Origin of the sequence: Streptomyces sp. NPDC048434 (assembly GCF_043200375.1) — a bacterium.
Lineage (GTDB): Bacteria > Actinomycetota > Actinomycetes > Streptomycetales > Streptomycetaceae > Streptomyces.
Window position 1 is genome coordinate 13,259 of record NZ_JBICXQ010000019.1, and the last position, 12,617, is coordinate 25,875.

Sequence of the window (12,617 nt, forward strand, 5' to 3'; positions counted from 1 at the left end):
CCGGCCTGCCCTTCGAGGCATCGGCGTCGGGTCATCAGGACATCCCACGTCCTATGTGCATCGCGACGGAAGCTACTGCCGCGTGCGGACCGCGACAAGGAGCGTGCGCCGGTTCTCCGTGCCGCAGCCGTAATTCACTCTCCCGGCCCGCAGATGCTGCGCCGGGTGCGCCCGGTGCGGTGCGAGGGCCGGGAGCGCCGGGTGGGCCGGGTGCTCCGCAAGTGCTGCCTGCGGCCGTCGCGCTTCAGGGCCGTAGTACGACCTTTCCGAGGTTGGCCCTGGCCTCGATGATCTCGTGTGCCTTTGCGGCCTGGTCCAGGGGTAGTTCGGCATGGACCGCGGCCCGCAGCCGGCCGGATCCGGCCAGCTCCCACAGCTGTGCCCGGTGCCGTTCGTACAGCTCCCGGTGAACCGTGGAGAAGTGGCGCATCGTCAGCCCGGTGATGGTCTTGGCGCCCGCCAGCAGCTCGTACGCCGGGACCGTCCCGCCACCGGAGTTGAAGAAGATCAGCCGGCCACCCGGAGCCAGCGCGGCCAGCGCGCGCGGCAGCAGCTCGCCGCCGACACCGTCCAGGACGATATCGGCCGGCTCGCCCCAGGACTCCTGGTCGTAGGTCACCACCTCATCGGCCCCCAGCCCGTACAGGAACTCCGCCTTGGCGGCCGAGCTGACGGCGGCCACCACCCGCGGCACGCCCTGGAGCTTGGCCAGTTGGACGGCGAGATGACCGGTGCCACTCGCCGCGCCGGTGATCAGTACGGACTCGGCGCCCTGCGGTGCCGCGGTGCTGAGCGCGGCGAGTGCGACATGCCCGCTGCGCACCAGCGCCACCGCCTCCACGGCGCCGGCGCCGTCCGGTATCCGGCTCGCCAGGAAGGCGGGCGCCAGGGCGAGTTCGGTGTAGGAGCCGGTGAGGGTGAGCGAGGTGACGCGGTCACCGGGGGTGAAGCCGGTGACGTCCGGGCCGAGCGCGACGACCGTACCGGCGATCTCGCCGCCGGGCATGGCGGGCAGCGGATCGCCGCCGCCCTTGCCGTCCCCGCGCACCCGTCGTACGGACGGCAACGTGACCCCGATCGCCTCCGTACGCACCAGCAGTTCACCGGGGCCGGGCACCGGTGCCTCGGCCTCCTCGACACGCAGGGCCTCGGGGCCGCCGTAGGTATGGAATCGGACGCGGCGCATGGGCGGATACCTCCAGGATCGGTGACGGGCAGTCGGCAGTCGGCAGTCGGCGCACGGTGGCCGGCGGGCGGCGGGCGGCGGGGCAGCCGTGCGGTCGCCGGAGCGGCGCACACCGACCGGCTTTCATTGGTGCCCCCAACGATATCCATAAGTCATTGGACCCGCCAATGATTTTTCGTTGGGCGCTCCAATGGATTTCTCGGTACGGTGGCCCCATGGCCGACACCCCCTACGCCCCCAGCCGTATCCGCGCGCTCCCCAGCTGGCTGCTGGGCCGCGCCGCCGCCCGTGGCCACCGCCTGGTCGCCGACGCCCTGGCCGCCGAAGGGATGCGGATGATGCACCACGCCGTGCTGTCGGCGGTCGCGGAACTCGGCCCGGTCTCGCAGGCCGAACTCGGCCGGACGCTGCGGATCGACCCCAAGGACATGGTCGCGATCGTCAACGATCTGCAGAAGGACGGGCTGGTGACCCGCTCCCCCGACCCCCAGGACCGGCGGAAGAACGCCGTCGGGATCTCCGACGACGGCCGGCGGCGGCTGGGCCGCACCCAGCAGCTCGGCGACGAGGCCAACGCGGAGCTGACCGCGGACCTGACCCCGGCCGAACGCGAGCAGCTGATCGCGCTGCTGACCCGGATCGCGCTGCCGGGGGAGTGAACCACGGGCCGGCCGGCACCGGCGGCCGCCCCGCCGACCGGCCCGGCTCCCGTGCGGCGGCGTGCGGCCTCAGTCCGTATCCGTGGCGGCCGCTGCGGGCAGGGCGAGGCGGTGCTCACCCGCGTACACGTTCATGGAGGAGCCGCGCAGAAACCCGATCAGGGTCAGCCCCGTCTCGGCGGCCAGATCGACGGCGAGCGAGGAGGGCGCCGAGACCGCGGCCAGCACGGGAATGCCCGCCATCACGGCCTTCTGTGCCAGCTCGAACGACGCCCGGCCGGAGACCATCAGCACACACGACGACAGCGGCAGCCGCCCCTGCTGCAGCGCCCGCCCGACGATCTTGTCGACGGCGTTGTGCCGCCCCACGTCCTCCCGGATGTCGAGCAGTTCACCGTCCGCCGTGAACAGCGCCGCGGCATGCAGGCCCCCGGTCCGCTCGAACACGCGCTGGGCGGCCCGCAGCCGGTCTGGGAGGGCGGCGAGCGTCGCCGGTTCGATACGGAACGGGGTGGCGGGGGCGGGATCCAGGGGCCAGTGGGTGGTGGTGCGGACCGCGTCCAGGCTGGCCTTGCCGCACAGTCCGCATGACGACGTCGTATAGACGTTGCGCTCCAGGGTGATGTCCGGGACCGGGACCCCGTCCGCGAGCCGGACGTCCACGACGTTGTAGGTGTTCTCGCCGTCCGCCGTCGCCCCCGCGCAGTAGACGATGTTCGCCAGCTCCTCGGCGCTCGCCAGGACGCCCTCGCTGACGAGGAAGCCGGCGGCGAGCGCGAAGTCGTCACCCGGGGTGCGCATCGTGATCGCCAGGGGCTTGCCGCCGAGCCGTATCTCCAGCGGCTCCTCGGCGACGAGGGTGTCCGGGCGGGTGCTCACGGCACCGTCGCGGATGCGGATGACGCGGCGTCGCTCGGTGACCCGTCCCATGTCTGATCAGTCCCGTCCCCACCGGGCCGGCTCGGTTCCGGCGGTGTCTGTGTGGCGGCCGAAGCGGCCCTTGCTGCAGAGGTTGCCGCCGTGGTCACCGGGCGGTCCTGCGGCGAGGTGACCTCGGCGTTCCCATTCTCCTGCACCACCGGGTGCGCGGGTGCAGCCGGTGCCGCACCGCGCGCCGGGTGAGCCTCGGCGCCGTGGGGCGCGCCGTGTCCGGGGGGTGTCAGCTCCTCAGCTCACGGCCGCCGAACGCACCCGAGCCGTCGGCCGCGGCCCAGGCGGCCTCCAGCCCGGCCTGGTCCAGCGTCCGCCAGTCGGGGGTGTCCTGCACCAGGGTCCGGCCCAGGCGGCGTCCGAGCTCGACCATCGTCCGGCCGGTCGCGCCGCGCTCGATGCCGTACGCCGTCAGCGCGCCGGGTCGCTCCGGTGCGGCGCGCAGCGCGGTTTCCAGGGCGGCGGCGTCCTGGAGGGCCTTGACCGCGCCGGCGCCGGTGTGCGGGCGGGCGACGGTGGCCGCATCGCCGGCGAGCAGCAGCCGGCCGGCGGTGTAGCGCGCTGCGGTGAAGTCGTACATCGGCTGGATGAACACTTCTTGACGCGGCGTCAGGCGCATCAGTGCGCCCCAGTAGGGCGGCAGCAACGCGTCGGTGACGTGGGTGAGATGGGCGTGCAGGGCGTCGGTGAGGGTGCCGGGCGGCAGGCTGGTGGGGGTGTCGAGTCCCAGGTCGAGGCCGGCGGGCGGGGCGGTGTACAGGACCCAGTTCGCACGGTGGCCCCCGCGGCCGTCCGGGATGCGGTAGATGATGACGTGGCCGCCGGGGAAGACGCCGTAGATGCAGTCCTCTTCCGCCCAGGGGTCGGCCGGCAGGCCGGGGAAGCTGAGCGCCGTCAGCCGGTCGGCCGGGACCGCGCCGCGCCAGGCGAGATAGCCGGCGTAGTCGGGCCGCACGTCGGGAAACGCGGTGTCGCGGACCACCGAGCGATAGCCGTCCGCGCCGATGACCAGGTCGAAGCGCTCCGTACGGCGGCCGCCGCCGGCGTGCTGCCGTTCGCCGCTGTCCCCGTGCCCTGCCCGGCCCGCACCGTCCTCGCCTGCTGCGCCGCCGTCGAGGTGGAGGGTGGCGCCGTCCGTCCCGTCGCTGACCGCGTCCACCCGTACGCCCGACCGGAACACGGTGTCCCGCGGCAGTCGCCGCCGTAACTCCTGCCAGAGCGGTCCCCAGCAGTACGAACGGAACGGGAAGGGCAGCACACCGATCTGGCGGCCGAGCGGAGCGGCGCCGTCGCGTACGTACCAGCGACGGGTGGTCAGCTGCACCCATGGCACGGCGCTGTCCAGATACCCGGCGGCCGCGAGCTCGGCGTACCGGGCGTTGTGCACCGCGAGGCCGACACCGCGGTCCGCGAGGCGGCCGGTGGTGCGTTCGTAGACGGTGACCCGGCCGGCGCCGGCCCGGTGTGCGGCCAAGGCCGTGGCGCAGCCGGCGATACTGCCGCCCACGACGGCGACATCGGCCCCGGTGATCCGGATGTGATCCGTGCTCATACGCGGTACCCCCTGCGTTGTCCGGCGCCGATGGTCGGTCGGCTGCCTGGTGGGACCTGGTTGGACCTGGTTGGACCTGGTGGGACCTGGTGGGACCTGGTTCGACCGGGCACATCTTCGCAGGATGTGCCCCTCCTGGGGTCCCGGTCCGGGCGGCGGGCCATGTGGCGTGGTCGGCAGGACGCCGGCCTGCGGTGGAGGCGCGGGGCACCCCGAGGCTCCTGCCTCGCCCTCGCTCCCGGCAGCCCGCGCCACGCTTTGTCCTCACTCAGGAGAAAGTCGGCAGGGATTCTGTCCGTAGTTCTTCCCCGTGCGGACAAGCGCTGCTACGTTCCCCTCGAAAGCCCGGTGGTGACGCCGTACGGGGTCACCGCAACACCGGTCGGTCGATGCCGAGTACGGCTGGAGGGGCGGCGTGAGGCGCATGACGGCCAGGCCCGCGAACGCGCATCAGGCGCGACTCCTGCGCCTGTTGCGCGACGACGGGCCCAACTCCCGTGCCCAGCTGGGCGATCAGGTCGAACTCTCCCGCTCCAAGCTCGCGGTGGAGGTCGACCGGCTGCTGGAGACCGGGCTCGTGGTCGCCGACGGACTCGCCGCCTCGCGCGGCGGACGCCGCTCCCACAACATCCGGCTCGCCCCCGCGCTGCGCTTTCTCGGCGTGGACATCGGCGCCACCTCCGTCGATGTGGCGGTCACCAACGCCGAGCTGGAGGTGCTCGGCCATCTGACCCAGCCCATGGACGTCCGCGAGGGACCGGTCGCGGTCTTCGAGCAAGTCCTGGCACTGGCCGCGAAGTTGAAGGCGAGCGGGGTCGCGGAGGGGTTCGACGGCGCCGGTATCGGCGTCCCCGGGCCGGTCCGTTTCCCCGAAGGCGTACCGGTCGCACCACCGATCATGCCCGGCTGGGACGGCTTTCCGGTGCGCGAGGCGCTCAGCCAGGAACTGGGCTGCCCCGTCATGGTCGACAACGATGTGAATCTGATGGCGATGGGGGAGCAGCACGCGGGCGTCGCCCGCACCTCGCAGGACTTCCTCTTCATCAAGATCGGTACCGGTATCGGCTGCGGCATCGTCGTCGGCGGTGAGGTCTACCGCGGTACGACGGGCAGCGCCGGCGACATCGGCCATATCCAGGTCGAGCCGGACGGCCGGGCGTGCGCCTGCGGCAACCACGGTTGTCTGGAGGCCTACTTCGGCGGTGCCGCGCTCGCCCGGGACGCGGCGGACGCGGCCCGGGACGGCACCTCACCCGAACTCGCCGTCCGGTTGGCGGCGGGCGCTCCGCTGACCGCCGCCGACGTGGCCGGCGCGGCGGCCTCCGGCGATGCCGCCGCACTGGAGCTGATCCGGACCGGCGGTACCCGTACCGGCCAGGTCATCGCCGGCCTGGTCAGCTTCTTCAACCCCGGGCTGGTGGTGATCGGCGGCGGGGTGACCGGCCTCGGCCACACCCTGCTCGCCGCGATCCGCACCCAGGTCTACCGCCAGTCGCTTCCGCTGGCGACCGGCAATCTCCCCATTGTTCTCGGGGAGTTGGGCCAGGTGGCCGGGGTGACCGGCGCGGCCCGCCTGATCAGCGACCATCTGTTCTCGCCCGCCTGATCCGTCCGCTCGATCCGCCCGCCTGTTCCGTCCGTCCGACCCGCCGAATGAACTGCGCGCCTGATCCGCCCGCCCTTACGCACGCGTGAGCCGCACCACCGGGCTCGCGCAGGCGCCGCACCGCCGGGCCCGTACGAGCCGCACCACCCGCACCGCCGTGGTCCGGTCCGCCGCACCGCGTCGCACCGACGGCTGAACTGCCCGTCGTTCCCCGCCCGTTCCCTCTGCCCGTGTGCCCAGCCCGCGTTTGCCCTGCCCGCTCACCGGCGTCACGCCGAGGAGGCCCGCCATGGCACCAGAGCACCGCCCCCGGCCGCCCGCCGGATCCGAGGTTGCGTCCGCACCCCTGCTCACCATGCGGGGCATCACCAAATCCTTCCCCGGCGTCCGTGCGCTGGACGGCGTCGACCTCGACGTCACCGCGGGTGAAGTGCACTGCCTGCTCGGGCAGAACGGTGCCGGGAAGTCCACCCTGATCAAGGTGCTGGCCGGTGCCCACCAGCCCGATGCCGGCGAGATCCGCTGGCAGGGCACCCCCGTCACCCTCCCCTCGCCGATCGCCGCGATGCGCCTCGGCGTCGCCACCATCTACCAGGAACTCGACCTGGTGGAACATCTCTCCGTCGCCGAGAACGTCTTCCTCGGCCATGAGGTCGCCACCGGCGGCTTCGTCCGCTCCGGCGAGGCAGCGGACCGAACCGCCGCACTGCTCGCCCGGCTGGGGCACCCGGAGATCTCCCCCGGCGCGCTCGTCGGGAGCCTGTCCGCCGCCGGAGCGCAGATCGTGTCGATGGCCCGAGCGCTCTCCCACGACGTCCGGCTGATCGTGATGGACGAACCGTCCGCCGCCCTCGACCCGGACGAGGTCGACAACCTCTTCCGTATCGTCGCCGGCCTGACCGCCGACGGCGTCGCCGTCATCCATATCTCGCACCGTCTGGAGGAGATCCGCCGCATCGGCGACCGGGTCACCGTGCTCAAGGACGGCCGCGCCGCCGCCCACGGCCTGGACGCACGGGCCACCGCCACCCGCGACATCGTCGCCCTGATGACCGGCCGCACCGTCGAGCACCCGTTCCCTCCGCGCCCCGCAGCCGCCGGTGCGCCCGCCACCGCCCCCGTACTGACCGTCGAAGGCCTCGCCAGGGACGGCGAGTTCGCCCCCCTCGACTTCGTCCTGCACCCCGGAGAGATCCTCGGCCTCGCCGGGCTCGTCGGATCCGGGCGCTCGGAAATCCTGGAAACCGTCTTCGGCGCCCGCAAGCCCACCGCCGGACGGATCCTCGTCGACGGGCGGCCGCTGCGGCCCGGCAGCGTTCCCGCCGCCGTACGCGCCGGCCTCGGCCTCGCCCCCGAGGAGCGCAAGTCGCAGGCGCTGCTGCTCCTGGAATCCGTCAGCCGCAATGTCTCCGTCTCCTCCCTCGCGCGGTTCGCCCGCGCGGGCTGGCTGGACCGTGCGGCGGAGCGGTCCGCGACCCGGTCCGCCACCCGGGGCCTCAGCCTGCGCCCCGACGAACCGGACCGGCCGGTGCGCACCCTCTCCGGCGGCAATCAGCAAAAGGTCGTACTGGCCCGCTGGCTGCTGCGCGGCTGCCGGGTACTGCTCCTGGACGAGCCGACCCGCGGGGTGGACGTGGGCGCCCGCGCCGAGCTGTACGCGGTGATCCGCCAACTGGCCGACGACGGCCTGGCCGTCCTTCTGGTCTCCAGCGAACTCCCCGAGGTCCTCGGCCTCGCCGACCGTGTCCTCGTCCTCCGCGAGGGCCGCGTCGTGCACGAGGCGACGTCCGGTTCGCTGGACGAACACCGGGTGCTCGACCTGGTGATGGCGGAGGGGCCGCCCACCACCGGACCGCCCGGCGTCTGAGGGCCGGCTCAGCCCCGTACGGCCCGTCCGGTGGCCTGCGCACAACCGCAGCCGCATTCCGTCCCCGCCGCAGGAGGACAAGCCCGGCCGTACCGCCGTTCATGGCCCTCCGGCGCCTCAGGACGAACCCGTCCAGCGGCCGAGGACCCCACCGCACACCCGCACTCGCCGCCGCCCCGCCGACCTCCGCGAGGAGCAGTCCTGTGAACACCTCAGAAGGGCACGCCCCGGCCGCTGCCCTGGCCAAGGGCCCCGCAGCGGGCTCGCCCCGGCAGCACGCCGGAGGGCGGCCACGCATACGCCTCGACCTCCGCAACCTCTCCCTCGTCATCGTCCTCGCCGCCCTCGTCCTCGTCGGCGCCCTCACCACCCCCGAGCAGTTCCTCAGTCTCCAGAACCTCCAACTCGTCCTCACCCAGGCGTCCGTGATCGGCGTCGTCACCGTCGGTGTCACCTTCGTCATCATCGGCGGCGGCATCGACCTCTCCGTGGGCGCGATCGTCGCCCTCGCCACCGTCTGGGCGACGACGCTGGCCACCCAGCAGTACGGACTCGGCGGGATCCTGCTCTCCGCCCTGCTCGTGGGCCTGGGCTGCGGGCTGGTCAACGGACTGCTGGTCTCCTTCGGCAGCATGGTGCCGTTCATCGCCACCCTCGCCATGCTCGCCTCGGCCCGCGGTCTGGCCCTCCAGATCAGCGAGGGCCGCACCCAGATCGTCGACGTCGAACCCGTCCTGGAGCTCGGCCAGCGCGACTCCTACGTCCTGGGTATCCCGCCGATCGTGCTGGTCTTCGCGGCCGTCACCGCCCTCGGCTGGCTGGTTCTCCACCGCACCACCTTCGGCCGCCGCACCGTCGCCGTCGGCGGCAACCCGGAAGCCGCCCGGCTGGCCGGCATCGATGTCCGCCGGCAGCGCCTGCTGCTCTATCTGCTCTCCGGCCTGTGCTGCGGTATCGCCGCGTTCCTGCTCATCGTCCTCACCGGCTCCGGCCAGAACACCAACGGCAATCTCTACGAACTCGACGCCATCGCCGCCGCCATCATCGGCGGCACCCTGCTCAGCGGCGGCCGCGGCACCATCACCGGCTCCGTGCTCGGCGTCCTCGTCTTCACCACCATCACCAACCTGTTCGCGCTGAACAACCTGGAGACCGCAGTCCAGCAGATCGCCAAGGGCGCGATCATCGTCGCCGCCGTACTGATCCAGAGGAAGGGCCGTACGTCATGAGGGAACACCGGCACCACGCGGAACGGAACGAGCACGCGGAACGGAACGAGTGGGCGGCGCGGAACCAGCACGCGGCGCGGAACAAGCACCCGGAGCCCGCAGCGGGCGACGGGCCGGACCCCCGCACCTCCCGCCGAGGCGTCCTCTTCGGCGCCGCCGCCGTCTCCGCCGGCGCCCTCCTCACCGCCTGCACCAGCAACGAGAGCAACGACCGCGCGGCGGCGAACAGCGACCGGCAGGCGGGCGGCATCGACGACAAGCCCGGCAAGAAGGTGACCATCGGCTTCGCCGGGCCACAGGCCGACCACGGCTGGCTCAACGCCATCAACGAGAACGCCAAGTCCCGTGCCCGGCGCTACAAGGACGTCACCCTCGAAATCACCGAGGGCTCCAACGACACCGCCCAGCAGATCGGCCAGATCGAAACCCTGATCAACAAGAAGGTCGATGTGCTGGTGATCCTGCCGGCCGACGGCAAGGCGCTGACCCAGGTCGGCCTCAAGGCCATGCGGGCCGGCATCCCCGTCGTCAACCTCGACCGGGTCTTCGCCTCTCCACAGGCCTACCGCTGCTGGATCGGCGGCGACAACTACGGAATGGGCCTGAACGCCGGGCACTACATCGGCGAACAGCTCAAGGACAAGAAGCACGCCACCGTCGTCGAACTGGCCGGTATGGACAACCTGGAGCTGACCCGGCAGCGCACCAAGGGCTTCGACGACGCGCTGAAGAACTACCCCCACATCGAGAAGATCGGCAGACAGGCCGCCGAATTCACCGTGGAATCCGGCCAGTCGAAGATGGCGGGGCTGCTCCAGGCCCACCGCTCCTTCGACGCGCTGTGGAACCACGACGACGACCAGGGCGTGGGTGCCGAACGTGCCATCAAGCAGGCCGGCCGGGACGGCTTCCTCATGGTCGGCGGTGCCGGGTCCCGCAAGGTCATGGACACCATCAAGGCCGGCGACTCCGTACTGAAGGCCACCGTCCTCTACCCGCCGACGATGTCCGCCTCCGCCATCGACCTCGCCCGTGCGCTCGCCCAGGGCAAGGGCATCGGCGGGATGGCGGAGCTGGAGATCCCGGCCTCGCTCACCCTCTACTCCGCCGTCGTCACCAAGGACAACGTCGACGACTACCTCCCCACCGGCTTCCACTGATCCGCCGTACGGCGCCGGGCCGGGTGCCCGCCGGGCCGGCCGCGGGCCGTACGCCGCCGGAGAGGCCTCCCCACCGTCGACAGACGAGGTGATTCATGGACGACCACGCGCAGGACCACAGCCACCCCGACGGCGCCCCCGCCCTGGGCATCGGCATGGTCGGTTACGCCTTCATGGGCGCCGCCCACTCCCAGGGCTGGCGCACCGCGGGACGCGTCTTCGACCTGCCGCTGCGCCCGGCGATGAACGCCGTGTGCGGGCGCGACGCCACCGCCGTACGGGCCGCCGCCCGCAAACTCGGCTGGGCCGCCGCCGAGACCGACTGGCGGCAGCTGATCGCCCGCGACGATGTCCAGCTGGTCGACATCTGCACCCCGGGCGACAGCCACGCCGAGATCGCCGTCGCCGCGCTGGAAGCCGGCAAGCATGTGCTGTGCGAGAAGCCGCTCGCCAACTCCGTCGCCGAGGCGGAGGCGATGGCGCGGGCCGCCGAGGCCGCCCGGTCCCGCGGCCAGATCGCCATGGTCGGCTTCAACTACCGCCGGACGCCCGCGCTGGCGCTCGCCCGGCGGATGGTGGCGGCGGGCAGGATCGGGACCCTGCGCCACGTCCGGGCGACCTACCTCCAGGACTGGCTGGTCGACCCCACGGCGCCCATGGGCTGGCGGCTGCGCCGCGAACACGCCGGGTCCGGGGCGCTCGGCGACCTCGGCGCCCATATCGTCGACCTCGCCCAACACCTCGCGGGGGAGCGGCTGACCGGGGTGTCCGCGGTCACCGAGACCTTCGTCGTCGAGCGGCCGCTGTCCGATGGCGGCCGCGGCCGGGTCACCGTGGACGACGCCGCACTGTTCACCGGGCGGTTCGCCTCGGGCGCCCTGGCCTGCTTCGAGACCAGCCGGGCCGCGGCCGGCCGCAAGAACGCGCTGCGTATCGAACTCAACGGTGAGCGCGGCTCGTTGGCCTTCGACCTGGAGCGCCTCAACGAGCTGTCCTTCCACGACCAGACCGAACCGGCCGACGCCGCCGGCTTCCGCCGCATCCTGGTCACCGAGCCCGATCACCCGTATCTGAAGGCCTGGTGGCCGCCCGGCCACGGCCTCGGCTACGAGCACACCTTCGTCCACCAGGCGCGCGACCTGGTGGAGGCGATCGCCACCGGACAGCCCCCCGAGCCCTCCTTCGCCGACGGTCTCCAGGTGCAGCGCGTGCTTTCGGCCGTCGAGGAGAGCGCGGCCAAGAACTCCGTCCACACATCCGTCCCGGCCTAGGGAGGCCCGGTCATGCCCCGCTCCTTCACCCTCTTCACCGGCCAGTGGGCCGACCTGCCCCTGGAAGAGGTCTGCCGGCTCGCCCGCGACTTCGGCTACGACGGCCTGGAACTCGCCTGTTGGGGCGACCACTTCGAGGTCGACAGGGCACTCACCGAACCCGGGTATCTCGACTCCCGCCACGCCCTGCTCGACAAGTACGGCCTCACCTGCTGGGCGATCTCTAACCACCTCGTCGGCCAGGCCGTCTGCGACGCGATCATCGACGAACGTCACCGGGCGATCCTCCCGGCCCGGATCTGGGGCGACGGCGAGCCCGAGGGCGTACGGCTGCGGGCAGCGGCGGAGATCAAGGACACCGCCCGCGCGGCCGCCGCCTTCGGCGTCGACACCGTCATCGGCTTCACCGGTTCGTCGATCTGGCATCTGGTCGCGATGTTCCCGCCCGCCCCCGAAGCCATGATCGAGCGCGGCTACGCGGACTTCGCCGCGCGCTGGAATCCGATCCTCGACGTCTTCGACGAGCAGGGCGTGCGGTTCGCCCACGAGGTGCACCCGTCCGAGATCGCCTACGACTACTGGACCACCCACCGCGCCCTCGAAGCCATCGGCCACCGCCCGGCCTTCGGCCTCAACTTCGACCCCAGCCACTTCGTCTGGCAGGACCTCGACCCGCTCGGCTTCCTCTACGACTTCCGCGACCGCATCTACCACGTCGACTGCAAGGAGGCCCGCAAGCGCCTCGACGGCCGCAACGGACGGCTCGGTTCCCATCTGCCCTGGGGCGATCCGCGCCGCGGCTGGGACTTCGTCTCCGCCGGGCACGGCGACGTCCCCTGGGAGGACGTCTTCCGGATGCTGCGCTCCATCGCGTACCACGGGCCCATCTCGGTCGAGTGGGAGGACGCCGGCATGGACCGGCTGCAGGGCGCCCCGGAGGCGCTGGCCCGGCTGCGCGCCTATGACTTCGAACCGCCGACGGCGACGTTCGATGCGGCATTCAGCAGCGCCGACCCGTCCGGCTCCGCCCCTCCGAGGCCGTCGGGCTCCAGCCCATCCAGCCCATCCAGCCCGTCCGGCACCCCCGCGATCCCGTCCGGCGACTGAGGACGAGCCAGGCCGGAGGCCGCGCGACAAGGACTCCACCACCCACCCGC

9 protein-coding genes and 1 pseudogene are annotated in these 12,617 nt (G+C 72.5%); 7 read left to right on the forward strand and 3 right to left on the reverse strand.

From position 1 onward, the window contains the following. Positions 1-244: 244 nt before the first annotated feature. Complete coding sequence (locus tag ACGFWI_RS22425; protein ID WP_393907752.1) at positions 245-1,186, reverse strand: zinc-binding alcohol dehydrogenase family protein; 942 nt, start codon at positions 1,184-1,186, stop codon at positions 245-247. A gap of 215 nt (positions 1,187-1,401) precedes the next feature. On the opposite strand from ACGFWI_RS22425, the gene ACGFWI_RS22430 reads away from it, so the two are divergent. Next, entirely contained in the window at positions 1,402-1,845 is a 444-nt protein-coding gene (locus tag ACGFWI_RS22430; protein WP_393907753.1) for a MarR family winged helix-turn-helix transcriptional regulator, read from the forward strand. A gap of 69 nt (positions 1,846-1,914) precedes the next feature. On the opposite strand, the gene fdhD is transcribed toward ACGFWI_RS22430, so the two are convergent. Both fdhD and ACGFWI_RS22440 read right to left on the reverse strand, forming a co-directional pair. Further along, entirely contained in the window at positions 1,915-2,775 is an 861-nt protein-coding gene (fdhD, locus tag ACGFWI_RS22435) for a formate dehydrogenase accessory sulfurtransferase FdhD (RefSeq protein WP_393907754.1), read from the reverse strand. A gap of 229 nt (positions 2,776-3,004) precedes the next feature. Continuing rightward, complete coding sequence (locus ACGFWI_RS22440; protein ID WP_393907755.1) at positions 3,005-4,327, reverse strand: FAD-dependent monooxygenase; 1,323 nt, start codon at positions 4,325-4,327, stop codon at positions 3,005-3,007. A 424-nt stretch (positions 4,328-4,751) separates the two neighbouring features. Between ACGFWI_RS22440 and ACGFWI_RS22445 the strand changes: the two genes are divergently transcribed. From ACGFWI_RS22445 to ACGFWI_RS22470, 6 genes and pseudogenes are all read left to right on the forward strand, one after another. Beyond that, complete coding sequence (locus ACGFWI_RS22445) at positions 4,752-5,933, forward strand: ROK family protein (protein ID WP_393907756.1); 1,182 nt, start codon at positions 4,752-4,754, stop codon at positions 5,931-5,933. A gap of 289 nt (positions 5,934-6,222) precedes the next feature. Continuing rightward, on the forward strand, positions 6,223-7,800 hold the full coding sequence (locus ACGFWI_RS22450) for a sugar ABC transporter ATP-binding protein (RefSeq protein WP_393907757.1): 1,578 nt from the start codon (positions 6,223-6,225) through the stop codon (positions 7,798-7,800). Between the two features lie 203 nt (positions 7,801-8,003). Next, positions 8,004-9,029 (forward strand): ABC transporter permease, encoded by a 1,026-nt coding sequence (locus tag ACGFWI_RS22455; protein WP_393907758.1) that lies wholly within the window; start codon positions 8,004-8,006, stop codon positions 9,027-9,029. Next, positions 9,026-10,189 (forward strand): substrate-binding domain-containing protein, encoded by a 1,164-nt coding sequence (locus tag ACGFWI_RS22460; RefSeq protein ID WP_393907759.1) that lies wholly within the window; start codon positions 9,026-9,028, stop codon positions 10,187-10,189. The genes ACGFWI_RS22455 and ACGFWI_RS22460 overlap by 4 nt, the downstream gene beginning before the upstream one ends. 155 nt (positions 10,190-10,344) lie before the next feature. Beyond that, positions 10,345-11,460 (forward strand): Gfo/Idh/MocA family protein, encoded by a 1,116-nt coding sequence (locus ACGFWI_RS22465; RefSeq protein WP_393907880.1) that lies wholly within the window; start codon positions 10,345-10,347, stop codon positions 11,458-11,460. 12 nt (positions 11,461-11,472) lie between these two features. Beyond that, positions 11,473-12,468: pseudogene (locus tag ACGFWI_RS22470) on the forward strand (sugar phosphate isomerase/epimerase family protein); the annotation flags it as partial. Positions 12,469-12,617 lie beyond the last annotated feature (149 nt).